The 24233-nt window shown below is 63.9% G+C and carries 22 protein-coding genes and 1 tRNA gene; 15 read left to right on the forward strand and 8 right to left on the reverse strand.

The genetic code is table 11. The features are described 5' to 3' along the window. The first annotated feature begins 144 nt into the window (after positions 1-144). The 4 genes from LRP30_RS08165 (at position 145) to LRP30_RS08180 (ending at position 5822) form a co-directional block, all read left to right on the forward strand. Positions 145-1044 carry a LysR family transcriptional regulator gene (locus tag LRP30_RS08165; protein WP_128944777.1) on the forward strand — a complete coding sequence of 300 codons (900 nt, stop codon included), beginning with the start codon at positions 145-147 and terminating at the stop codon, positions 1042-1044. A 386-nt stretch (positions 1045-1430) separates the two neighbouring features. Continuing rightward, positions 1431-4472, forward strand: a complete 3042-nt coding sequence (locus LRP30_RS08170; protein WP_249761727.1) for a GAF domain-containing protein — start codon at positions 1431-1433, stop codon at positions 4470-4472. Then, positions 4469-4858 carry a response regulator gene (locus LRP30_RS08175; protein WP_249759973.1) on the forward strand — a complete coding sequence of 130 codons (390 nt, stop codon included), beginning with the start codon at positions 4469-4471 and terminating at the stop codon, positions 4856-4858. The genes LRP30_RS08170 and LRP30_RS08175 overlap by 4 nt, the downstream gene beginning before the upstream one ends. Positions 4859-4982: 124 nt before the next feature. After that, complete coding sequence (locus LRP30_RS08180) at positions 4983-5822, forward strand: universal stress protein (protein WP_249759974.1); 840 nt, start codon at positions 4983-4985, stop codon at positions 5820-5822. Between the two features lie 220 nt (positions 5823-6042). On the opposite strand, the gene LRP30_RS08185 is transcribed toward LRP30_RS08180, so the two are convergent. The 3 genes from LRP30_RS08185 to LRP30_RS08195 form a co-directional block, all read right to left on the reverse strand. Then, positions 6043-6117, reverse strand: a tRNA-Val gene (locus LRP30_RS08185). A gap of 157 nt (positions 6118-6274) precedes the next feature. After that, positions 6275-7573: a hypothetical protein gene (locus LRP30_RS08190; protein ID WP_249759975.1), complete on the reverse strand. Its 1299-nt coding sequence runs from the start codon at positions 7571-7573 to the stop codon at positions 6275-6277. 118 nt (positions 7574-7691) lie between these two features. Further along, positions 7692-8297 (reverse strand): DUF1134 domain-containing protein, encoded by a 606-nt coding sequence (locus tag LRP30_RS08195; RefSeq protein ID WP_128923791.1) that lies wholly within the window; start codon positions 8295-8297, stop codon positions 7692-7694. Positions 8298-8436: 139 nt separating this feature from the next. Between LRP30_RS08195 and LRP30_RS08200 the strand changes: the two genes are divergently transcribed. Beyond that, positions 8437-8931: a YHS domain-containing (seleno)protein gene (locus tag LRP30_RS08200; protein WP_249759976.1), complete on the forward strand. Its 495-nt coding sequence runs from the start codon at positions 8437-8439 to the stop codon at positions 8929-8931. On the opposite strand, the gene cysQ is transcribed toward LRP30_RS08200, so the two are convergent. After that, on the reverse strand, positions 8925-9749 hold the full coding sequence (cysQ, locus tag LRP30_RS08205) for a 3'(2'),5'-bisphosphate nucleotidase CysQ (RefSeq protein WP_249759977.1): 825 nt from the start codon (positions 9747-9749) through the stop codon (positions 8925-8927). The genes LRP30_RS08200 and cysQ overlap by 7 nt on opposite strands. A 205-nt stretch (positions 9750-9954) precedes the next feature. Here cysQ and LRP30_RS08210 point away from each other — a divergent pair, with 205 nt between their 5' ends. From LRP30_RS08210 to LRP30_RS08235, 6 genes are all read left to right on the forward strand, one after another. Further along, positions 9955-10608 carry a histidine phosphotransferase family protein gene (locus LRP30_RS08210; protein ID WP_164935214.1) on the forward strand — a complete coding sequence of 218 codons (654 nt, stop codon included), beginning with the start codon at positions 9955-9957 and terminating at the stop codon, positions 10606-10608. A gap of 197 nt (positions 10609-10805) precedes the next feature. Continuing rightward, a complete protein-coding gene (locus tag LRP30_RS08215; protein ID WP_249759079.1) occupies positions 10806-13583 on the forward strand; it encodes a hybrid sensor histidine kinase/response regulator in 2778 nt (925 codons plus the stop codon). Positions 13584-13604: 21 nt separating this feature from the next. After that, positions 13605-14075 (forward strand): chemotaxis protein CheW, encoded by a 471-nt coding sequence (locus LRP30_RS08220; protein ID WP_128935906.1) that lies wholly within the window; start codon positions 13605-13607, stop codon positions 14073-14075. Positions 14076-14146: 71 nt separating this feature from the next. Next, a complete protein-coding gene (locus LRP30_RS08225; protein WP_007600538.1) occupies positions 14147-14512 on the forward strand; it encodes a response regulator in 366 nt (121 codons plus the stop codon). A gap of 75 nt (positions 14513-14587) precedes the next feature. After that, positions 14588-15781 carry a chemotaxis response regulator protein-glutamate methylesterase gene (locus LRP30_RS08230; protein WP_249759978.1) on the forward strand — a complete coding sequence of 398 codons (1194 nt, stop codon included), beginning with the start codon at positions 14588-14590 and terminating at the stop codon, positions 15779-15781. Then, on the forward strand, positions 15778-16650 hold the full coding sequence (locus tag LRP30_RS08235) for a protein-glutamate O-methyltransferase CheR (RefSeq protein ID WP_128938339.1): 873 nt from the start codon (positions 15778-15780) through the stop codon (positions 16648-16650). Before LRP30_RS08230 ends, LRP30_RS08235 begins: the two co-directional genes overlap by 4 nt. A gap of 168 nt (positions 16651-16818) precedes the next feature. On the opposite strand, the gene LRP30_RS08240 is transcribed toward LRP30_RS08235, so the two are convergent. The 4 genes from LRP30_RS08240 to LRP30_RS08255 all read right to left on the reverse strand — a co-directional run bounded on the left by LRP30_RS08240 (position 16819) and on the right by LRP30_RS08255 (position 19714). Beyond that, the gene (locus tag LRP30_RS08240) at positions 16819-17979 is read right to left on the reverse strand and encodes a glutathionylspermidine synthase family protein (RefSeq protein WP_249759979.1); all 1161 of its coding nucleotides are present in this window, start codon (positions 17977-17979) and stop codon (positions 16819-16821) included. Between the two features lie 58 nt (positions 17980-18037). After that, positions 18038-18445: a hypothetical protein gene (locus LRP30_RS08245; protein ID WP_249759980.1), complete on the reverse strand. Its 408-nt coding sequence runs from the start codon at positions 18443-18445 to the stop codon at positions 18038-18040. Position 18446: 1 nt separating this feature from the next. Further along, positions 18447-18851 carry a DUF350 domain-containing protein gene (locus LRP30_RS08250; protein WP_128938336.1) on the reverse strand — a complete coding sequence of 135 codons (405 nt, stop codon included), beginning with the start codon at positions 18849-18851 and terminating at the stop codon, positions 18447-18449. A 161-nt stretch (positions 18852-19012) separates the two neighbouring features. Next, positions 19013-19714 carry a response regulator transcription factor gene (locus LRP30_RS08255; protein WP_016848562.1) on the reverse strand — a complete coding sequence of 234 codons (702 nt, stop codon included), beginning with the start codon at positions 19712-19714 and terminating at the stop codon, positions 19013-19015. 415 nt (positions 19715-20129) lie between these two features. Between LRP30_RS08255 and fliI the strand changes: the two genes are divergently transcribed. The 4 genes from fliI (at position 20130) to LRP30_RS08275 (ending at position 24035) form a co-directional block, all read left to right on the forward strand. Continuing rightward, a complete protein-coding gene (gene fliI / locus LRP30_RS08260) occupies positions 20130-21455 on the forward strand; it encodes a flagellar protein export ATPase FliI (RefSeq protein WP_249759981.1) in 1326 nt (441 codons plus the stop codon). 121 nt (positions 21456-21576) lie between these two features. Further along, on the forward strand, positions 21577-21996 hold the full coding sequence (fliJ, locus tag LRP30_RS08265) for a flagellar export protein FliJ (RefSeq protein WP_011084990.1): 420 nt from the start codon (positions 21577-21579) through the stop codon (positions 21994-21996). Positions 21997-22341: 345 nt separating this feature from the next. Then, positions 22342-22887: a sigma-70 family RNA polymerase sigma factor gene (locus tag LRP30_RS08270; RefSeq protein ID WP_249759982.1), complete on the forward strand. Its 546-nt coding sequence runs from the start codon at positions 22342-22344 to the stop codon at positions 22885-22887. 80 nt (positions 22888-22967) lie between these two features. After that, positions 22968-24035: an anti-sigma factor gene (locus tag LRP30_RS08275; protein WP_249759983.1), complete on the forward strand. Its 1068-nt coding sequence runs from the start codon at positions 22968-22970 to the stop codon at positions 24033-24035. Positions 24036-24233 lie beyond the last annotated feature (198 nt).

A 24233-nucleotide genomic window follows, 5' to 3' on the forward strand; every position in this document is an offset into this window, starting at 1 on the left:
TGACGCCGTTCGGGAGCTCGATTGCTTCTGTCATAGGTCCTTGCCTTCGTTCTGGAGCGTCCGATCGCTAGTCCGAACCTAAGACTTCCGCGCTCGTCCGATTAGGTGATAGATTTCGAATGCGGTCATTAGCGGGGCTTATGAATGAACAGAGAGGATGCCAGCGATCTCCTCGCCTTCCTCGCAGTCGCGAGGGAGCGCAGCTTCACGCGCGCGGCGGCAAAGCTCGGCATGACGCAATCCGCGCTCAGTCAGATCATCCGGAATCTGGAGGAGCGGCTCGGCGTGCGATTGTTGAACCGGACGACGCGGAGCGTCACGCCGACTCAAGCCGGAGAACGGCTGTTCCTCAGCGTCGGCCCGAAGTTCACCGAGATGGATGCCGATCTTGCTGCGCTCAGCGAATTGCGCGAGAAGCCTGCCGGAACCATCCGGCTGACGGCGACGGAGTTTGCCGCCGCCGAGATCCTGCTGCCGGCGCTCCGGAAAATCCTGCCCAAGTACCCGGACATCCATGTCGAGGTGATCATCGACTACGGGCTCACCAACATCGTGGCGCAGCAGGTTGATGCGGGCATCCGCCCCGGCGAGCTCGTCGCCAAGGACATGATCGCCGTGCGCGTCAGCCCCGACCTGCGGATGGCAGTCGTCGGGTCTCCTTCATACTTCGCCGAACGCAAGCGACCGAAGACGCCGCAGGACCTGACTCACCACAATTGCCTCAATCTGCGTCTGCCGACGCACGGCGGCAGCCTCTATGCCTGGGAATTCGAAAAGAACGGGCGAGAGCTCAATGTGCGGGTGGAGGGCCAGCTCGTGTTCAACAGCGCGGGCCTTCTGCTGGACGGAGCGTTGAAAGGCTTGGGCCTTGCCTACCTCACCGAGGGACATGTGCAGCCGTACCTGTCCCAGGGCCGCCTGGTCCGCGTGCTCTCGGATTGGTGCCCGCCGTTCTCGGGATATCATCTCTACTATCCCAGTCGGCGCCAGCCTTCGCCGGCGTTCTCGCTGCTCGTGGAAGCGCTCCGATATCGCGGCAGGTAGAACGACATGACCCGGGACTTCACGTCCGAAGGATGCCGCTTTGCGCCAGACCTTCCCTCCAGCTCGGTGATTGCCTCGGCGACGGTGCGGTCATCATTGCATGCCGGTTGCTGGGGTCTTTGCGGGCGCCGCACTTAGCGCAGCACTTGGGTCCAGCGGCTCGTCAAGGCCTGCCACCATGCCGGACGAAGGAAGTCGACGGCAGCGGCAGTTCGTGGAACTCGCCGGTTCGGTCGATCGCGGGGGCGAATTGACGCGCGTAGTCGATTGAAAATCAACTAGCGATAAGTCTGGTCGGAAGCACCTGACAGTGGAATAATTCCCAACGGTTTCTTGATCAGATTTTGACGTCGACCCCGAACCGGCTGGCGACGTGGATTTTCATGATGGCCGCGCTTCCTCAGGACGTGGTGGCGGATTTGCAGCAAGAGAACGCGCGGCTGCTGGCCGAATTGCGCGCCGCACAAGATCGCGAGAGCGCCACCGCGGACATTCTCAAGATCATTGCCAGTTCGCCGTCGGAGGTGAAGCCGGTATTCGATGCAATCGCAAGGCGGGCCAATGCCTTGCTCGGCGGCTTTTCGACGACCGTATTCCGTTTCATCGACGGCATGGCCCACCTGGCAGCATTCACGCCGACGAATCCTGCCGCCGATGCGGCTTTGCAGAACATGTTTCCGAGGCCGATTGCCGATTTTGAGAGTTTCGCAAGAACCCAGGCGGGTAAGGTGGTACCGACCCCCGACACTGAAGCGCTGACGACCGAAATCAAATTTATCGCGCGCGCCCGCGGCTTTCGCAGCATGCTGTTCGTTCCGCTCACGACCGGCGGCGTGGTGATCGGCATGATCAGCGTCACGCGAGTCGACCCTGGCACCTTCGCTCCACATCATGTGCAGCTTCTGCAGACCTTCGCTGATCAGGCCGTCATCGCGATTGAGAATGTCCGGCTATTCGATGAGGTCCAGGCGAAGACGCGCGATCTCGCCGAATCGCTTCAGCAGCAAACCGCGACTGCCGATGTGCTGAAGGTGATCAGCCGCTCCACCTTCGACCTGCAAACCGTGCTCAACACGCTGGTCGATTCGGCGGCACGGCTGTGCGAAGCGGAGATGGCGTTCATCATGCGCCGCGAAGGTGATGAATATCACGCCGGAGCAGCGGTCGGGTTTTCCGAGGAATACAGCGAGTTTCTGCAAGCTCACCCCATTATCCCCGGACGGAGCACGATCACAGGTCGGGCCGTACTCGAGCGCCGTCCGGTGCAGGTCCTCGACGTCGCTGCCGATCCCGAATACGGCCTGCGCGAGTCGACTACCATGGCTGGTCAGCGCACGGCGCTCGGTGTTCCCCTCATGCGCGAGAACGAGCCGATCGGCGCGATCGTGATCGCTCGCAAGCGCGTGCAGCCTTTCACGGAAAAGCAGATCGAGCTGGTCGCCACGTTTGCCGACCAAGCCGTGATCGCCATCGAGAACGTACGGCTCTTCGAACAATTGCAAAGCAGGACGCGAGATCTGTCCGAGGCGCTGACGTACCAGACCGGCAGCGCCAATATCCTGAGGGTTATCGCTTCCTCGCCGACTGAAGTCGGTCCGGCGCTCGAAGCGATTGTGGAAAGCGCATGCGGGCTTTGCGAGGCATATGATGCGCTAGTCGTTCTGAGGGACGGCGACGACATCGTTGTCCAGGCGCATCATGGACAAGTTCCCGTGGTGTGGAGCCGACGATCGATCAGTGTGCAATCGCCCAGCGGCCGGGCCATTAGCGACCGCCGCACCGTTCACGTGCACGACCTGCTTGGGCCCGAAGGGGACGAATTCCCGACAGGACGGGAATATGCGCTTCGCTCCAACGTTCGGACCGTTCTGAGCGTGCCGCTGTTGCGCGAAGGCGAGAGCATGGGTGCGATCGTGCTACGTCGCACGGAGGTTCGTCCATTCGGCGAGAAGCAGATCAACCTGCTCCAGACTTTTGCAGATCAGGCTGTTATCGCCATCGGCAACGCGCGTCTGTTCGAGCAATTGAACGAATCGCTGGAGCGGCAGACTGCAACGTCGGAGGTGCTGGAAATCATAAGCGCTTCATCAGGCGCATTGACTCCGGTCTTCCACAAGATGCTGGAGAATGCGACACGGATCTGCGGCGCCGGCTTCGGCACTATGAATCTCTACGAGGAAGGCGGCTTTCGTACGGTCGCATTGCACAACGCGCCGCCAGCTTATGTTGAGACCCGGTTGCACCAAAGCATTCGCCCACATCCCGCAAGCGGGCTCGGCACCGTCGAGAAAACTCATCAGACGGTTCATATCGACGACATCAGGACTCAGCCGCCCTACGTCGAAGGCAACCCGAACGTTCGCGCGCTTGCCGACCTTGCTGGCGCAAGGACCCTCGTCATCGTGCCCATGCTTAGGGAAGACGAGCTGATCGGCACCATCACGATCTTCCGCCAGGAAGTTAAGCCCTTCACGGACAAACAGGTCGAGCTCGTGTCCAATTTCGCGCACCAGGGCGTGATCGCGATCGAGAATGCACGCCTGCTGAATGAACTGCGCGAGCGAACTATGGAGTTGTCGCAATCGCTCGAGGAATTGCGAAACGCGCAGGATCGGTTGATCCAGACCGAGAAGCTTGCCTCGCTCGGGCAACTCACCGCCGGCATCGCACATGAAATCAAGAACCCGCTCAATTTCGTCAATAATTTTGCTGCGCTTTCCTCCGAACTGATTGACGAGCTCGGCGACGGGCTGCGCTTAGCCGCCCTCGGCGAGGCAGCAAGGCAGGACATCGACGCGCTGATACGCATGCTACAAGGCAACCTGGAAAAGATCGTGCAGCACGGAAAGCGCGCTGATTCCATCGTCAAGAATATGCTTCTGCACTCGCGCGAGGGTTCTGGCGAGCGCCGTTCGGCCGATATCAACGCGATCGTTGAGGAAAGTCTCAACCTTGCCTATCACGGCGCGCGCGCTGAAAAGGCAGGTTTCAACATCAAGCTTGAAAGGAATCTCGATCCCAGTGCGGGGGCGCTCGACCTGTATCCGCAGGAAATCACGCGGGTGTTCCTCAATCTCATTTCAAATGGATTCTACGCGGCTAGCAAGCAAAAGGACGCCGCCGGTGGCGCCTTCGAGCCAAGGCTGCGCGCGACGACCACAAATCTCGGCGGCGCCGTCGAAATCCGGATTCGCGACAATGGCGCGGGCATCCCGGCCGACGTGAGAGAGAAAATATTCAATCCATTCTTCACCACCAAGCCCGCAGGCGAAGGTACCGGGCTTGGCCTTTCAATCTGCCACGACATCATTGTGAAGCAACACGGCGGCAGCATCGAGGTCGAGACCGAGGCTGGCGATTATACAGAGTTCATCATTACGCTGCCGCGCACGCTGGCGGCACCATTGCAGACCGGAGGCAGAAGTTGAGCGTTTATATCATGGTCGTCGACGACGAGCCCGACGTCGAGGCGCTATTCCGCCAGCAGTTCCGACGTGATCTGCGCGCCGGTCGTTTTCTCATGGAGTTTGCCCCGTCGGCGCCGGCGGCCCTGCAGCGCGCAGCCGAGATTGAGGATGCCACCCTGATCCTGATCCTGTCTGACATCAACATGCCCGGAATGAGCGGGCTGGAGATGCTATCTATCGTGCGCTCCGCCCGCCCCGATGTTCCGGTCATCATGATCACAGCCTACGGTGACGCCGAGACCAAGCGCAAAGCGCTGGAGAACGGCGCCGCCGACTTGTTGACCAAACCTATCGACTTCGCGGCGCTGCGCCAGGAGATCGATACAAGGCTCGAGCAAGCCGCATGACCGCAATCAGTCTCGTGGTCGATGACAAACCGGAACGGCTCGCAAGGTGTAATCTCCTAGGCGCCGTCCCAAGTGAAATTAGGCATGCTGCGTCAATGTTCACCGAAAACACCGGGGGTTCAAAATGAAGACGCTCTTGGTCCCGCTTCGAAATATTTCGATGATGACATCCACGCTCGATGTCGTCGTAGGCCTCGCGCAACGTTCCGGCGCCTATATCGAAGGCTTTCCACTCCGCTTCGGCATGCCTCAATATGTAGCCGCGGAATTGGCCACCGGCGTCCTTTTAGATTCGTATCAAGTTAAGACCGAAGCCGAACTGAACGACATGCGCAACTTTTTCGAAGCATTCATGTTGAAGCACGATATTCCTCGAGCCACTGCGGGATCGCGTGGACCATGCTTCGGCTGGCTGGAGACCGCGCCGGAGGGCGAAGACGTTGTCGGAAGTTATGGGCGCGCTTTCGATCTGATCGTGATGGCACGGTCTGACATTGATGCTCCGAGCCCTCACCGTCGCGCGATTGAATCCGCGCTGTTTGAGAGCGGCAGGCCCGTCCTACTGACGCCATCGAATGCACCAAGAAGTATCGCGACAAATATCATGATCCACTGGAATGGTAGTACCGAGCAAGCTCGGGCAAACGCATTTGCCATGCCGTTGCTCCGTGTGGCCGAAAGGGTATCGGTCCTAACTGTCATTGGCGGCCAAGGGGTACCAGGACCATCTGCCGATCGGATCGTCCAGCAACTGCGGTACAATGACATTGCAGCCCAGGTGACAAGGGTTGAACTGGAGAATCGCGAGACCGGAGAGGCGGTCCTCGATGCCGCCAGGGCTCAAGGCTGCGATCTCTTGATCAAGGGAGCCTTCACCCGCACCAGGTTGCGGCAAATGATATTCGGCGGGGCGACCAGCTATATCATGGAGCATGCGGATCTGCCTGTCCTGATGGCTCATTAGAGCCGCACGCAGGCCTCTCTCCGGATCATGCCATCCTGCCCGTGTTTTGCCCGACGTGTCAACCGAAATTCGGAAAATGCGTAACTCATTGTTTCCGCTCGCGTCCGCTACTGTGCATGGGGTTGTTTTTCCATTTTTTTGATGAGACGGGTCCGGACAGCCGCGAGTGGGCCGTCAGGCGGCCGCGATCGCTCGAAACTGGATGGTTCAGGAAGAAAAATGGTGGGCGCACAAGGGATCGAACCTTGGACCTCTCCCGTGTGAAGGGAACGCTCTCCCGCTGAGCTATGCGCCCGGGACCATCATGCAGGCGGCCGGACTTTCGGCCGGCCGGCACATCGGAGCCCGCGATTTAGAAGTGCGGGCCCAAGGTGTCAAGTTTCCAGGCGCCGCGGGGCCGGAAAACCTGCTGCAAGCTAGGCAATTCGGTAGGAAGCCGGCTTTTGGCCCAATTACGCGCCCTGTTGGCGGGCACGCGAGGCGTGGGCCTGGAGCGCACGGATGCGCTCGGCGAGCGTTCCGCCGCCTTCGGGCAGGGTGCTACCGGCCGCGCCGTTGCTCGCGGCATCGTTGGCCGGGCGCGGCGCCGGCTTCGGCGGCTGGCCGGCCTCGGCCGCGAGCAGCGCCTCGATCGGCGAGTTCGGGCCTTCGAGCTGCATCGCGAGCTTGGCGACCTCGGCGGCGATGTCGTTGATGCGCTCGCGCAACAGCGCGTTCTCCATGCGCTCGGTCGCCCAGGAGCTCTCCGCCTGCTGCTGGATCGCGTTGATGTCGCGCTGGAGCTTTGCGCGCTCGTCGCGCGCGGTACGGAGCTGCTCTTCCAGCGCGGTCTTCTCCGCGCGCAGCGCTTCGAACGCGGCCGACGACTTGCCGCCGCTCAAGGCGGCGATCTCGACGCGGAGCTCCTTGACGGTGCGTTCGGCACTTTCATTGGCCTGGCGGAGCTGGTTGTTCTCATAGTCGCGCTCGGCGAGCAGCTTGCCCTGCGTGGCGAGGCGTCCTTCGAGGTCGGCGACGCGGCCCGACAGCATCTCGGCCTCCTTCACCTGCACGATGAGCTGGCGATCCAGCTCGGTGACGCGCTGGCTCAAATTCTCGACGCGGCCGCGCGCCTCGCCGAGTTCGCGCGACGCGGTCTCGGATTCGGTCCGCTCCTGCGCGAGGCGCGCTTGCGTCGCGGCAAACTCCTTCTCGGCATCGCCGACGCGGTTCTTCAATTCCTCGATCTGCGCGCGGACGACGACGAGCTCGACCTGGCGGCTCTCCGCCATGATCGAACGGTCGGACAGTTCGGAGTTGATCTTGGCGAGCTCGGCCTGCTTGTCGCTCAGCGCCAGCTCGGCGGCGTGCAGCGCCTCGGTCTTGGCGTTGAACTCCTCCTCGGTTGCGCGGAGCTGCTCCTTCACCGCTTTCTCGCGCGCCTCGAGTGCGAAGATCGTGGCGTTCTTCTCGCCCAGTTCGATCTTCATGCGGTTGATGGCATCGCTCTTCTTGCCGAGCTCGGCGAGCTGGCTCGTGGTCTTGTTCTTGAGCTGCTCGACGCTCATCTCCAGCCGCCGCGCCGACATGGCGAATTCGGCGCGAAGCTGGTCCTTGTCGGCCTGGATCTCGGCCATCGACAGCGGGGTGGCCGCCTCGAGCCGGCGCGTGGTCAGGCGCACCGCGCGGTTATGCACCAGCGGCACGAGGGCAAGCCCGCACAGCATCGAGAGCAGGAAACCGATCGCCAGGTACATGATCGGTTCGACCATGGGCCAAAACTCCCAGAGCTAAGGAAAAATTTACCAAGGACAATGCCATGGCGGGCCGGCAAAAAGCCAGCCCCGCTCGGTCGTTAACCTTGATCCGTACCCAGCTGGGAGAGGAGACCTAGAACGGGTTCCAGGTCGCACGCGGCGTGTATTTGAGATAGCCGATATTGGCGCCCAGCCGCAGGCCGAGGCCGGAGCGAATCGGCACCAGCACGATGTTGTTGGCGGTGAGCGCCGTCATCCCGAAGCCGCCGATGATATAGGCCGAGCCGTCGAGGCCGGCGAAGCGCTGGTAGATCGCGTTGGTCGCGGGCAGGTTATAGACCAGCGTCATGGTGCGGGCGCCGTCGCCGCCCCAGTCGAAGCCGAGCGAGGGGCCCTGCCAATAGACGCGCAGGTCGCCGGCGTTCTTGGTGTAGAGCGTGCCCTCGCCATAGCGCAGACCGGCGACGAAGGCGCCGGAACCTTCCTCACCCAGGATATAGCCGTTGGGCAGACCCCATTGGCTGACCGCCTTCTCGATGATCGAGGCGAGCCCGCGCGAGACGTTGCCGAAGAAGCGATGACCGGCGGTCACGAGCTCGTCCGGCCCATAGGTGTTGGGCGTCGGGGTCCGCTGCGGCGGCGGCAGGTTGGGCGGCGGCGCCTGCTGGGCGGAGGCCGGCACGATCCAGCCGACCATCGCGGCGAGCGCGAGCGCAGCAAGGCGTGATGCGAAAGTCATAAAAGAACCCCTGATATCGAAACCGATCGCTTCCTTAACCTGATGCCAACAGGCACGGTTCTAGGTTGCACCGGATGTCCCCTCGACTCGGATGTTATCCGCAGCAACTATGACGGCACAACGGCAGGAAGATAGCCCTTTGCGCCCCGGAATTGCCTTGATCGGCCGCCGCGTTTGCCTCGTCTGCCTGCTGGCGGGCATTTGGATCATCTGCCAGGGCTGGCCGGCAGGGGCTGCCACCACCGAGCGGATCGTCGTCAACCGGTTCAGTGGCGTCGCCATCGAGGGCTTCGATCCCGTCGCCTATTTCGTCGATGGCGCGGCCGTGCGAGGGAAGGCGCAGTTCGAGGCGAACCTCTGGGGCGCGGTCTGGCGCTTCCGCAACGAGGGCAACCGGGCCTCCTTCCTGTCCCATCCCGAGATCTACGGGCCGCAATTCGGCGGCTATGATCCCGCCGATATCGCCCGCGGCGTCGTCATCGCCGGCAATCCCCGCTTCTTCGCGCTCGTGGCGCAGCGGCTCTATCTGTTCAGCCGGGAAGCCAATCGCGACGCCTTCGCCGCCAATCCGGAGCGCTTCCTCTATGAGGTCGGCAAGCGCTGGCCGGCGCTCCAGGACCAGCTCGGTCAGTAGCGGTCGACCGCCTGCGGGTCGCCCCAGGCGACGAACTCCGGGATGATGAAACCATTGCCGCTGTGCTGGCCGAAGCGGAGCTCGCCGCCCTGGCCGTCGGTCACCCTGCCGCCGGCCGCGGTCACGACCGCAGAGCCGGCCCCGACGTCCCATTCCGAGGTCGGTCCGAAGCGGGGATAGATGTCGGCGCTGCCTTCCGCGATCCGGCCGAATTTCACGGCCGAGCCGACCGTCCGCCTGACCGCATTGGGCCTGCCATCGATGAACGCCTCGCTCTTGGGATCGCCGTGAGAGCGGCTCACCGCCGCGATCCAGGGCTCGCCCGGCGCCGGAAGCTTGCGGGTATGGATCGGCTCGGCCGCGCCGATGGTTGCGCCGTCAAACCTCACGCGCTCGGCGCCGCGACCGACAATGCCGCGCCAGAGCAGCCCGAGCGCGGGCGCAGAGACGATGCCGAGCAGCGGCACGCCTTCAGTCACCAGGGCGAGGTTGACGGTGAACTCGTCGCGGCCGGCAACGAATTCCTTGGTGCCGTCGAGCGGATCGATCAGGAAGAAGCTTTCGCGAAACGGCGGCGAGGCGAGCTGGCTCCGCTCTTCCGACAGCGTCGGCACGTCGGCCGCAAGCTGCGCGAGACCCTCCGCGATGATGCGGTCGGCGGCAAGATCCGCCTCGGTCACCGGCGAGCCGTCCTGCTTGCCGTCCACCCGCATCGCCGAGCGGTTGACGGCAAGGATCGCTTCGCCCGCCTTGACCACCAGCGCGGTGAGCGGCTCCATCAGACCGGATGCGGCCGCGCCGTCGATGATCCGCTTCACTTGGATGCCTCATTCATCGGCAATTTCGTCCTCCTCGACTGATTCGCCAGGATTGATCCGATTGGGGGCTTATGGCCGCCTCGAAGTGATCGCAAGCTAGCTGCCGCGGGCTTGCGAATGTTAGAACCCGCAGCATCCGTCAAGCATGCGTGATTCGCGGCGTCCAGCGCCGTGCAATTCCAGGAACCCTCCAGGACCCCATTATATGTCTGACGCCTCGTCGCCCGCGACCGTTACTGCTCCCGATATGCTCGAACTCGCTGCGCTCTTGTGCTCGCGGGTCTGCCACGATCTCATCAGCCCCGTCGGCGCCATCGTCAATGGGCTCGAAGTGCTCGACGACGATCCCAAGCCCGAGGACCGCGAGTTCGCGCTCGACCTCATCCGCAAGAGCGCCAAGACGGCCTCGGCCCGGCTCCAGTTCTGCCGCCTTGCTTTCGGCGCCGCCGGCTCCTCGGGCGCCCAGATCGATCTCGGCGATGCCCAGACCATGGCGCGCGGCCACATCGAGGACGGCAAGTGCTCGATCACCTGGAATCTGCCGCGGCTCCTGCTGCCGAAGAATCGCGTCAAGCTGCTGCTCAACATGCTGGTGGTTGCCCAGCACACGATCCCGCGCGGCGGCATGCTGACGATCGATCCGATCGGCGAGGGCGAGACGATGAGCTTCCGCATCACCGCGACCGGACACAATGCGCGCCTGCCGCAGAACATCTCCGAGCTCCTGAGCGGCGAGCGCGGGCCTGCCGCAGATGCGCATGCAATCCAGCCTTATTATACGCGGCTGTTGGCGCAGGCCTGCGGGCTCACCGTGAGGCTCGCACCGGAAGGCGAAGCCATCACCGTTACCGCTTCGTAAACTCGCCCTTCGCTCTCGAAGTCTTAATCCAATCTTTACGAGGCGCTTCGGTTTGTCCGGAGCGCCTTATCTCTTTGTTGGTTCCGTTCTTTTGCACTTACTCAACCAATATTAAACGCTTTGCGGTGAAGCTGGCCCCATTCCGAAATGGCGCATCACGCCTCGTGCGCGCCCTTCCTGTATGAAGGCCTGTTTTCATGGATGATCTGTTGCGGGAGTTTTTGACGGAGACCAGCGAGAGCCTGGACACCGTCGACAATCAGCTGGTGAAGTTCGAGCAGGAGCCGAACAACGCCAAGATCCTGGATAACATCTTCCGCCTGGTCCACACCATCAAGGGCACCTGCGGCTTCCTCGGCCTGCCGCGGCTGGAAGCGCTGGCGCATGCCGGCGAGACCTTGATGGGCAAATTCCGCGACGGCATGCCGGTGACCGGACAGGCGGTGACGGTGATCCTGTCCTCGATCGACCGCATCAAGGAGATTTTGGCTGGCCTGGAGGCGACCGAAGCTGAGCCGGAGGGCAACGACCGCGACCTCATCGACAAGCTGGAGGCGATGGTCGAGCAGGGCATGGCCGCCATGGCGGCTGGCGCAGCTCCCGTTGCCGACGCGCCGCCGCTGGCGCCGGAAGCCCCCGCCGCTGCGCCCGCCAAGGAGATGACCACGGGCACGCTGATCGAACAGACGCTGGAGCGCCCGTTGCGTCCCGGCGAAGTCTCGCTCGACGAGCTCGAGCGCGCCTTCCGCGAGACCGCGATCGAAGCGCCGGTGCCTGCTGCGCCCGTTGCCAAGGCTGAAGCCAAGGCCGAGCCCGCCCCGGCGGCTGAAGCCCCGGCTGCGAAGGAAGCCGCCAAGCAAAAGCCCGCGCCGAAGAAGTCGATGGCCGACGAGAGTGCCGGCGAAGGCGACCGCATCGCCAACCAGTCGATCCGCGTCAACGTGGATACGCTGGAGCATCTGATGACCATGGTCTCCGAGCTGGTGCTGACCCGCAACCAGCTGTTGGAGATCTCCCGCCGCAACGAGGACACCGAGTTCAAGGTGCCGCTGCAGCGGCTGTCCAACGTCACCGCCGAGCTGCAGGAGGGCGTCATGAAGACGCGCATGCAGCCGATCGGCAACGCCTGGCAGAAGCTGCCCCGCATCGTCCGCGACCTCTCGAGCGAACTCGGCAAGCAGATCGAGCTGGAGATGCACGGCGCCGACACCGAGCTCGACCGCCAGGTGCTCGACCTGATCAAGGACCCGCTCACCCACATGGTGCGCAACTCCGCCGATCATGGCCTGGAGACCCCCGCCGAGCGCTTAGCGGCCGGCAAGGGCGAGCAGGGCACCATTCGGCTGTCCGCCTATCACGAGGGCGGCCACATCATCATCTGCATCGCCGACAACGGCCGCGGCCTCAACACCGAGAAGATCAAGGCCAAGGCGATCTCCTCAGGGTTGGTCACCGAGGCTGAGCTGGAGAAGATGAGCGAGGCGCAGATCCACAAGTTCATCTTCGCGCCGGGCTTCTCCACCGCGGCCGCCATCACCTCGGTCTCGGGCCGCGGCGTCGGCATGGACGTGGTCCGCACCAATATCGACCAGATCGGCGGCACCATCGACATCAAGAGCGTGGCCGGCGAGGGAAGCTCGGTCACCATCAAGATCCCGCTGACCTTGGCGATCGTCTCGGCCCTGATCGTCGAAGCCGCCGGCGACCGCTTTGCCATCCCGCAGCTCTCGGTGGTCGAGCTGGTGCGCGCTCGCGCCAACAGCGAGCACCGCATCGAGCGCATCAAGGACACCGCGGTCTTGCGCCTGCGCAACAAGCTGCTGCCGCTGATCCATCTGAAGAAGCTCTTGAAGATCGACGATGGCGCCGCGTCCGATCCCGAGAACGGTTTCATCGTGGTGACCCAGGTCGGCAGCCAGACCTTTGGCATCGTCGTCGACGGCGTGTTCCACACCGAAGAGATCGTGGTCAAGCCGATGTCGACCAAGCTGCGTCACATCGACATGTTCTCCGGCAACACCATCTTGGGCGATGGCGCCGTCATCATGATCATCGACCCCAACGGCATTGCCAAGGCGCTCGGCGCCGCCGGCTCCTCGGCCCATGACATGGCCGACGAGAACGCAGGCCATCACATCGGCAGCGGCGAGCAGACCACCTCGCTGCTGGTGTTCCGCGCCGGCTCGTCCCAGCCCAAGGCGGTCCCGCTCGGCCTCGTCACCCGCCTGGAGGAGCTGCCGGCCGACAAGATCGAGTTCAGTAACGGCCGCTACATGGTGCAGTACCGCGAGCAGCTGATGCCGCTGGTCGCGATGGAGGGCGTCACCATCGCCAGCCAGGGCGCCCAGCCGATCCTGGTGTTCGCCGACGACGGCCGCTCCATGGGCCTCGTCGTCGACGAGATCATCGACATCGTCGAGGAGCGGCTCAACATCGAGGTCGGCGGCTCCGGTTCGGGCATTCTGGGCTCGGCCGTGATCAAGGGCCAGGCCACCGAGGTGATCGACGTCGGCCACTTCCTGCCGATGGCGTTCGCCGACTGGTTCACCCGCAAGGAGATGAAGCCGTCGCTGCACTCGCAGTCGGTGCTGCTGGTCGACGACAGCGCCTTCTTCCGCAACATGCTGGCGCCGGTGCTGAAAGCGGCCGGCTACCGCGTCCGCACCGCGCCGACCGCGCAGGAGGGCCTGGCGGCGCTGCGTGCGCAGAGCTTCGACGTGGTCCTGACCGACATCGAGATGCCCGACATGAACGGGTTCGAGTTCGCCGAACTGATCCGCTCCGACAACAATCTGGGGTCGATGCCGATCATCGGCCTCTCCGCGCTGGTGTCGCCGGCGGCGATCGAGCGCGGCCGCCAGGCCGGCTTCCACGACTATGTCGCCAAGTTCGACCGTCCCGGTCTGATCGCGGCGCTGAAGGAGCAGACCGCGGGCGCCGCCGGCGCCTCCGAGCTGAGCCGGGCGGCGGCGTGAGGGCGACAAGGAGATAGATCGATGAGCCGCAAGACCCAGTCCACCGAGGGCGCCATGGTCGAATACGTCACCGCGATGATCGGCGGCCAGCTGTTCGGCCTGCCGATCTCCCGCGTCCAGGACGTGTTCATGCCCGAGCGCGTCACCCGCGTGCCGTTGTCCTCGCGCGAGATCGCCGGCGTCCTGAACCTGCGTGGCCGCATCGTCACCGTGGTCGACATGCGCGCCCGGCTCGGCCTGCCCAAGGCCGAAGACGGCAAGGTGCCGATGGCGGTCGGCGTCGACCTGCGCGGTGAATCCTATGGCCTCTTGATCGATCAGATCGGCGAGGTGCTGCGCCTGCCCGAGGACGGCAAGGAGGAAAACCCCGTCAACCTCGATCCGCGCATGGCCAAGCTCGCCGGCGGCGTCCACCGCCTCGACGGCCAGCTCATGGTCGTCCTCGACGTCGATCGCGTCCTCGAGCTCGCGCCCGAGATGATGGCGGCCTGATACGGCGGCATCGCCATCATCGGGCCCGCAACTGGAAGTGCCCCGGCAAAGGGGAGGAAGCAGAGGTTCACATGCGAACTTGTCTCGTCGTTGATGATTCCAGCGTCATCCGCAAGGTTGCGCGCCGGATCCTGGAGGGCCTCGACTTCCAGATCCTCGAAGCCGAAGACGGTGAGAAGGCGCTGGAGGCCTGCAAGCGCGGCTTGCCCGACGCGGTGCTGCTCGACTGGAACATGCCCGTGATGGATGGCTACGAGTTCCTCGGCCATCTCAGGCGCATGCCCGGCGGCGACCAGCCCAAGGTGGTGTTCTGCACCACCGAGAACGACGTCGCGCACATCGCGCGCGCGCTGCACGCCGGCGCCAACGAGTACATCATGAAGCCCTTCGACAAGGACATCGTGACGGCGAAATTCCAGGAAGTCGGCCTTATCTGACCGATCGCCCGGAGGCTGAACGGATCCTTCGGCGCTTGTTTTCAACTGAACCGTTTCAGTCTGAGTTGGTGAGTAATGAGTACTGCGTTCGCAGGTAGTTCGACCACGGGTTCGTCGCGCGAAGCGGGGCCGCTGCGGGTGATGATCGTCGACGACTCCGTCGTCATCCGCGGTCTGATCTCGCGCTGGATCGGCGCCGAGCACGACATGGAGGTCGCGGCCTCGCTGCGCACCGGGCTCGAGGCTGTCAACCAGATCGAACGCATCAATCCCGATGTCGCCGTGCTCGACATCGAAATGCCCGAACTCGACGGCCTCTCGGCGCTGCCGCAACTGCTGGCGAAGAAGCGCGATCTCGTCATCATCATGGCCTCGACGCTGACCCGCCGTAACGCGGAGATCAGCTTCAAGGCGCTGTCGCTTGGTGCGGCTGACTACATTCCGAAGCCGGAGTCGACGCGCGAGGCTTCCGCGGCGGACACCTTCCACCACGATTTGATGCAGAAGATCCGTCACCTCGGCGCGCGTCTGCGCAGGAAGCCCGCGATTGCGAGCCCGCCGCTGGCGCCCGCGAGCCCCGCTCCGGCCGTACGTGCACCAGCCGTCGCGCGGTCCGCCGCGCCTGCGCCGGTCCCGGCCGCGCCGTCGTTGGGAGCGCTGGCGATGCGCCCGTTCTCGACCCAGACGCCGAAGGTGTTGCTGATCGGCTCCTCGACCGGCGGTCCCCAGGCGCTGATGGCACTCGTCACCGAGCTCGGCCCGGTGATCGACCGCGTCCCGGTGCTGATCACTCAGCACATGCCGCCGACCTTCACCACCATTCTTGCCGAGCATCTGGCGCGCTCGAGCCGCAAGCCGGCAGCCGAGGCGATCGATGGCGAGCCGGTGAAGCCGGGACGGATTTATCTGGCGCCCGGCGGCAAGCACATGCGCGTCGTGCGCAGCGGCGCCGATACCGTGATCGCGCTCGACGACGGCCCCGCCGTCAATTTCTGCAAGCCTGCAGTCGATCCGCTCTTCACCTCCGCCATCGACATCTGGCACGGCGGCATCCTCTCCGTGATCCTGACGGGCATGGGCTCCGACGGCATGCGCGGCGGCAAGGACATCGTCGCTGCCGGTGGCAGTGTCATCGCGCAGGACGAAGCTTCCAGCGTGGTGTGGGGCATGCCGGGCGCGGCCGCCAATGCCGGTATCTGCGCGGCGATCCTGCCGCTCAACCAGATCGGCGCCAAGGTCAATCGCCTGTTCGCGGGAGACCGCTCGTGACGCCGGTCGACTACGACTATTTGCGCAAGTTCCTGAAAGAGCGCTCCGGTCTCGACCTGTCCGCCGACAAGCAATATCTGGTCGAGAGCCGGCTGCTGCCGCTCGCTCGCAAGGCGAGCCTATCTGGCATTCCCGATCTCGTGCTGAAGATCAGGAACGGCGACGGCCGGCTCGCGACCGACGTAGTCGAAGCGATGACCACCAACGAGACCTTCTTCTACCGCGACAAGATCCCGTTCGATCATCTGCGCGACACCATCCTGCCCGGCCTGATCCAGGCACGCGCGGCGCGCAAATCGCTGCGCATCTGGTCGGCCGCGTCGTCGACGGGCCAGGAGCCCTATTCGATCGCGATGTGCGTGAAGGAGATGGGCGCGGCGTTCGCGGGCTGGCGCATCGAGATTGTCGCCACCGACCTGTCGCAGGAGGTGCTGGAGAAATCCAAGGCCGGCGTCTACAGCCAGTTCGAGGTGCAGCGCGGCTTGCCGATCCAGCACTTGATGAAGTACTTCACGCAAGTCGGTGAAGTCTGGCAGCTCAATGCCGACATTCGCGCGATGGTGCAGTTCCGCCAGCTCAATCTGTTGCAGGACTTCTCCCATCTCGGCACGTTCGACGTGATCTTCTGCCGCAACGTGCTCATCTATTTCGACCAGGACACCAAGGCGGTGATCTTCGAGCGGATGGCGAAAGGACTGGAAGCCGACGGCACGCTGCTGCTTGGCGCCGCCGAATCCGTCGTCGGCATCACCGACGCGTTCCGCCCCATCACTGAGCGCCGCGGTCTCTACCAGCTCAACCCCGCGCGCTCCGGCCGCCCGATGGGCGGGCTGATGCCGCCGTCGCTGAAGATCGCCGCGGCGCGGTGAGGTGCTTCTTCCCTCTCCCCTTGTGGGAGAGGGTGGCTTCGCAATAGCGAAGCCGGGTGAGGGGTTCTCTCCGCAAGCGAATCTCTCGCATTGAGGTGCGCGGATAGAACCCCTCATCCGGCGCTTCGCGCCACCTTCCCGCAAGGGGAGAAGAAAGAAAACCACGTCTCACAAAATCGCATGCGGCAGAAAGCGCGAGCGGTTGCCCGTGATCGGGCTCTCGTCCTCGCGGATCGACAGGCCGCAGGGTTCATGGTTCACCAGCCAGCTTCCGAGCACCGGATAGAAGCCTGAAAAATTCGGCAGCGGTGCTAGAGCCTGTCGCACGAAACCTTCGGCACCGTACGGACCCGCCTGCTCGTCGAGCGGCATGCCGTCCGACACCAGCGTGACGTTGGCGCCTTCGCGCGACAGCAGCGGCTTGCGCACATAGGACGTGCCGAGCTCGGCTGCGCGCGGGTCGTCCTCGAAGAAGGCCGGCAGCAGATTGGGATGGTTCGGAAACATCTCCCACAGCAACGGCAGGATGCCCTTGTTGGAGAGCACGGCTTTCCACGGTGGCTCGATCCAGCGTGTCGGTGCGTCCTTGAGCTTTGCGCCGAACGTGTCGTGGGACATCCACTCCCAGGGATAGAGCTTGAAGGCGAGCGCGATGTCACAATCGTCGAGATCGACGAACCCGCCACCATCATCGCGCCAGCCGACCTGTTCGATGTCGAGCAGCCTGGTCGAAAGCCCCGCCTGGCGGGCGGTGTCTTCGAGATAAGCAAGCGTGCCGGCGTCTTCCTCGTTGCCGGTGATGCCGGTGAGATGGACGTGGCGACCTGCTGCAATCTGCTTCCACGCTGCGATTAGCCGCTCATGGATCGAGTTGAACTGATCGGCACGCGCCGGGATCATGCGGCGTTCGATCGCCTGTTCGAGCCAGGTCCATTGAAACACCGCAGCCTCGAAGATCGAGGTCGGCGTGTCCGCATTGTATTCGAGCAGTTTTGCCGGGCCATTGCCGTCGAATTTCAGGTCGAGCCGGCCATAGAGGCTGCGGTCGTTGCGCTTCCAGCTCTCGGCGATCAAGCTCCAGAATGCTTCCGGAATCTTCAAACGGCGCAAGTAGCGCTCATCGCCGATGACGCGGCCGGCGAGCTCCAGGCACATGGCGTCGATCTCACCGGTCGGCGTCTCGATGCCGCGCTCGATCTCGTCGAGGGTGAAGCCGTAATAGGCGCGCTCGTCCCAATAGCGTTCGCCGTCGATGGTGTGGAAGACGAAGCCGCATTGCGCTGCGGTCTCTCGCCAGTCGTCGCGCTCGAGACAAACGATGCGTTGCATGTTATTTCCTGCGCATGATCTTGCCGGAAAACCGGTGGCCACTTTTCCGGATCATGCGCTAGCCGCCGCCCGAGAAGCCATGGCCGAACGAGCCGAAGCCGCCGCGGGTCACGCTGTGGGAGCCCGAGTCGGACGACGTTCCCGACGAAGAATGGCTTGAGGAATCGCCGCTGAAGAAGCTCGATCGCGACGACCAGCGCGAGCTGCTGCCACTGGAGGAGCTGCTTCTGCTGCTGCACGCGGTGCTCACCTGTACCGGCGTCTCCGTTCCGGAAACTGCCGCCCCGGCAGGAGGCGGCTCGCAGGTCTGCCGCGGCATCATCGTGTAGGCGGTGCTGCCGACCGCGAGCGTGCCCATCACCAGCAGCGCAACATGGCCGGAGCGCTTCATCGGTGGCCGCGGAGGCGGTGGCTCGGTCACTGGCCGGCGCTTGCCGAACTCCTTTTTGGAGGATTTGTCGGCCATGTCAGTAGATCATGCAGGCGGCGTTCAGCAGGCCCGCGGCGAGCGAGGACAGGCCGAGCCAGATCGACGGGGCAAGCTCGCCGGCAGAGATCCGCGCCGACAGGTTCGGCACCGGGACCTTCACGAGGAAGAACACGATCACCTGCACGATCAGTGCGATCGTCGCCCAGATCAGGCAGTCGAGCACGTTGGCCGAATGCGCGATGGCGCTGACCAGCGGTGCGACGAAGCCGAGCAGGCTGAGGCCGAGCGCGATCGCCGCGGCCGGCTCATTGTCGCGGATCAGCTGAAATTCGTTATGCGCCGTGATGCGGGTGTAGACGAACAGATAGGCCACGATCGCGATCAGCCCGGTGCAGAAATAGACCAGGAAAGCGGGCAGGCCGGCGAGTGATTGCAGGATCATCGTTCCCCCATCGTGCAGCGACCATTCGTCGGTTGGCGGAGGGTAGCGGTTCAAACGTTAAGCTTCGTATGAGGCGGCCCCAAAAACAAAACCCCGCCATTTGCGGCGGGGTCCAGGCTGGGAGGAGCGAGCCCCGAGGGGCTCGCGACGTAAACCCAGGATCAGGCGGGGATGCGCTCGTCGGCCTCATGCGGCTCGCGCAGCACGTAGCCGCGGCCCCATACGGTCTCGATGAAGTTGCGGCCCTCGGAAGCGTTGGCGAGCTTCTTGCGGAGCTTGCAGATGAAGACGTCGATGATCTTCAGCTCCGGCTCGTCCATGCCGCCATAGAGATGGTTGAGGAACATTTCCTTGGTGAGGGTCGTGCCTTTGCGCAAGCTGAGGAGCTCCAGCATCTGATATTCCTTGCCGGTCAGATGCACGCGCTGGCCGCCGACTTCCACCGTCTTGGTGTCGAGGTTGACGACGAGGTCGCCGGTCTGGATGACCGACTGGGCATGGCCCTTGGAGCGGCGCACGATCGCGTGGATGCGGGCCACCAGCTCGTCCTTGTGGAAGGGCTTGGTCATGTAGTCGTCGGCGCCGACGCCGAGACCCTTGACCTTGTCCTCGATGCCGGCGAGGCCGGAGAGGATCAGGATAGGTGTCTTGATCTTGGAGACCCGGAGCTGCTTGAGCACGTCGTAGCCGGACATGTCGGGCAGGTTGAGGTCGAGAAGAATAATGTCGTAATCGTATAGTTTACCGAGATCGACGCCTTCTTCCCCCAAATCGGTCGTGTAGACGTTGAAGCTTTCCGACTTCAACATCAGCTCGATCGACTGCGCGACGGCGCTGTCATCTTCAATCAGCAAAACGCGCATGCCAGTTCCCCATAGTCGCCGCTCCTGGGCGTCAGGTCGGCCGCATTCGCGGCACTCAACAAAACGCCTTTGAACAACTGATTCGGATCCTGACAACAGATGGTTAACAAACTCTGATTCTGGAACGCAAGTCCCCCCGGTGCAATTTTTGTCGAATCGCCCTAAGGTCTTGCGCACGAAGCAGCTTTCGTCACCCGATTCCGTTCAAGCTCCACTTTAAGAGACGGGCCTAACCGACTCCCGCGACTCAGCCTTCTTCTGAAGGGAAGTCACGCTCAGTCTCAAAGACAGTGACGCAATGATTAATGATGCGGGTAAACACGAAGTTAAGCGCCGTTCAGAAATATGGCGAAACTTAAGAGTTTCACCGTGAAGTCCCGGATGACGAAGGTGCGCACCTTATGAAGGCCCACCGATGAAGGCTTTGGCCGAACAGATCGGCGACATCGACGGCATTAATATTTACGGCCGCGTGGTCGGCGTGCGCGGCCTGATGGTCGAGGTGGCCGGTCCCATTCACGCCATGTCGGTCGGCGCGCGGCTGGTGATCGAGACCGGCGCCAACCGCTCCATCCCCTGCGAGGTGATCGGCTTCTCCGGCAACAATGCAGTCGTGATGCCGTTCGCCGGTCTCGATGGCGTGCGCCGCGGCTGCAAGGCGGTCATCGCCAATGCTGCCAATCAAGTGCGACCGTCAGCGGCCTGGCTCGGCCGTGTCGTCAATGCGCTGGGCGAGCCGATCGACGGCAAGGGGCCGTTGCCGCAAGGTGCCTCGCCGATGCCGTTCCGCAATACGCCGCCGCCCGCGCATTCGCGCAAGCGCGTCGGCGCGCCGCTCGATCTCGGCGTGCGCGCGATGAACACCTTTCTCACCTGCTGTCGCGGCCAGCGCATGGGTATCTTCGCAGGCTCCGGCGTCGGCAAGTCGGTGCTGCTGTCGATGCTGGCGCGCAACGTCGATGCGGCGGTCAGCGTCATCGGGCTGATCGGCGAACGCGGCCGCGAGGTGCAGGAATTCTTGCAGGACGACCTCGGCGAGGAGGGCCTTGCCCGGTCCGTCGTGGTGGTCGCCACCTCGGACGAGCCGGCGCTGATGCGCCGCCAGGCCGCGTATCTGACGCTCGCGGTCGCCGAGTATTTTCGCGACGAGGACAAGGACGTGCTGTGCCTGATGGACTCGGTGACGCGCTTTGCCATGGCCCAGCGCGAGATCGGCCTGTCCGCCGGCGAGCCGCCGACCGCCAAGGGCTATACGCCGACCGTGTTCACCGAACTGCCGAAGCTTTTGGAGCGCGCCGGACCGGGCCTGGGGGAGGGCGCCATCACCGCGATCTTCACCGTGCTGGTCGACGGCGATGACCATAACGAGCCGATCGCGGATGCCGTCCGTGGCATCCTCGACGGTCATATCGTGATGCAGCGCTCGATCGCCGAGCGCGGCCGCTACCCCGCCATCAACATCCTCAAATCCGTCTCCCGCACCATGCCGAAATCGGCCGATCCGCAATTCTGGCCAACCATCCAGCGGGCACGGCAGGTGATGGCGACCTATGCCGACATGGAGGAATTGATCCGGCTCGGCGCCTACCGGGCCGGCTCCAGCCCCGAGGTCGACGAGGCGATCCGCCTGCATGAGCCGCTCGAGGCCTTCCTGCGCCAGCGCAAGGACGAAAATGCATCACTCGCGGACGGCTATCGCCAGTTGGCGCAAATCCTCGGTGATTTGGAAACGGAACGCTAACTTTGTCGGTTCATCATCCGATCCCACAGAGTAGCAGAGCCGGTCTTGGCCGCAATCGGGCCTGTGGGCAGACCGGTGCCGTCCCACGTGCAGCGAGGGGACTTCTGGGGAGTACGAGTCGATGAAGTCACGTGATACCCTCATCCGCCTGAAGAAGTTTCAGGTCGACGAGAAGCGCCGCCGGGTCACCCAGATCGAGACCATGATCGCCGACTTCCAGCGGATGTCGGTCGATCTCGAGCGCGAGATCCAGACCGAGCAGGAGCGCGCCGGGATCAACGATCCCTCGCACTTCGCCTACCCGACCTACGCCAAAGCCGCAATCCAGCGCCGCGAGAACCTGACCCGCTCGGCCGACGAGCTCAAGGGCCAGCTCGACGAAGCCAAGGCTGCGCTAGCCGAGGCCTTCGAGGAGCTGAAGAAGGTCGAGCTGCTGGACGAGCGCGACCAGGCCCGCGAACGCGCCGAAGAGAACGCCCGCGAGCAAGCCGACCTCGACAGCATCGGCCTGATGCGCGCCCGCATCGGCGCCGTCGCCTAACGGCGCCAGCCGCCAGATCGCCGAGAAATCTGCAAAACCCGGACCCGCAAGGTCCGGGTTTTCGTATGTGCTGTCCACAGTGTGGCGCTGCGCCCCTTGGTGGTCGGCTTTGTCGCGCGCTATGGTGAGGATGATTTTAGGTTTAGGGCCGGTCCGCTGGCTCGGTTCACCTCGCCCCGCTTGCGGGGAGAGGTCGGATCGGCATCGCCAGATGCGATCCGGGTGAGGGGGACTCTCCGCGAGTCCGTCTGTTACCTCCTTCGTGGAGACTCCCCCTCACCCCGGCCCTCTCCCCGCAGGCGGGGAGAGGGAGAGGAGCAACGGGGCCGCGTGTCGGGGGGCTGAATGCTGACGCCAGCAGAGCTGGTCGGGCTGATTGAGGCGGTGGCGAAGGGCGATCAGGCCGCGTTCGAGCGGCTCTACGTCGCCACACGCGCGAAACTTTATGGCGTCGTGCTCCGCATCTTGCGCCGGCAGGATCTCGCAGAGGAGGTCATTCAAGAGACCTACGTCAAGATCTGGAACAACGCCGGCCAGTTCAATCCGGCCATGTCCTCGCCGATCACGTGGATGACGTCGATCGCGCGCAACCGCGCGATCGACATCGTGCGCAAGAAGTCCGAAGTCTCAATCGAGGAAGAGCCTCAAGCGATGGAGGTGGCGGCCGACAGTCCTGATCCGCTGGCGCGGAGGGAGATGACCGAGGAGTTGAAGCGGCTCCTGGAATGTATCGGCCGGCTCGAGCCGGACCGCCAGCGGCTCGTGCTTCTCGCCTATTACAACGGCTGGAGCCGCGAGCAATTGGCGGAGAAATTCGCCGCGCCCGTCAACACGGTGAAGACGTGGCTCCGGCGCAGCATGCTGGATATCCGCGAGTGCCTCGGACTTTAGAAGATGATGAGAGTGGCAGGAACAAGCGCGGCAACGACGACATTCCACCTCTCCCCGTTGGGGAGAGGTGAAGGACAGTGATGGCCTACACTGAGGACCATATCGCGCTCGCCGCGGAATATGCGCTCGGTACGCTCGACGCCGACGAGCGCGCGCAGGTCGAGACCATGATGGCGGTGGACGAGGCGTTCGCCGAAATCGTGCAGGCCTGGGCCCATCGGCTCGGCGTCCTCAACCAGATGGTCGGCTCGGTCGAGCCGCGTCCGATCGTGTGGGAGAGCATCAGGTCCGAGATCGCGCGCACGGCCCTTGCGCAGGAGCCACCTGCGCTTGCTGAGGCTTCGCCGCTGCCACCTCCGCCCATACCGGAATTGCCCTCGCCAGAAACTGCGCCACCGGAATCCGCGACGGAGGGCGTGCAGTCCCCTGAGCCGCAGCAACCCGAAGCGGAGCAGCCGGAGCCGTCGCGTCCCGAGCCCGACGCCATCCCGGACATCGCGCCGCAGTTCATCCCGCAGGTCCATGCCCCGGATCTCAACGTCGCCCGCGCGCCGCAGGCGCCGGTCGTCGACGATGGCAACGTGATCCGTCTCGAAGGGCGCGTGAAGCGCTGGCGCAACATCGCATCCGGCGTCGGCGCGCTTGCGGCCGCGCTGCTCGTGACGCTGTCGCTTCAGATATTCCTGCCTGATGCACTGCCGGGCGCCTTGCGTCCTGCGCCGCGCATCCAGACGGTGGAAGTGAAGACACCGGCCGCCCCGCTCACCGCCTCTGCGCAATATGTTGCTCTGCTGCAGGGCCAGGGTGGCGGCCCCGCCTTCATCCTCACGGTCGACGGTGCGACGCGGAATTTCACGGTCCGGAAGGTCGGCGCGACCCCGGAGCCCGGCAAGAGCTTCGAGCTTTGGCTGATCTCCGACAAGCTGCCGCGGCCGCGTTCGCTCGGCGTGATCGGTGCGAGCGATTTCACCGCGCGCCCGCTGCTCGCTTCCTATGATTCCGACGTCGTCAACGGCGCGACCTACGCCGTCACTGTCGAGCAGGCCGGCGGTTCGCCCAATGGACAGCCGACTTCGGCGCCGGTGTTTTCCGGCAAGCTGATCGAGACCGTGCCGCCCACGCAGCCGCCGGCGCCGGCGAAGAAGTAGGTGTCGTAGCCCGGATGGAGCGCAGCGCAATCCGGGTCCACCGTCCCGCATTCCGCTCTGCTCCATGCGGGCTACGAGCAAAAATTGTCGCCACGGTCCACCCCGCCGTCGCATTCCGACAAGTCCCGCCGATTCCGACCGCGATTTGAACCTGCCTGCACTTGGCGGCGTCAAATCCCCGGAATTTGCAGTCGGCGC

This window comes from Bradyrhizobium sp. C-145, from assembly GCF_023375135.1.
GTDB lineage: Bacteria > Pseudomonadota > Alphaproteobacteria > Rhizobiales > Xanthobacteraceae > Bradyrhizobium > Bradyrhizobium zhanjiangense.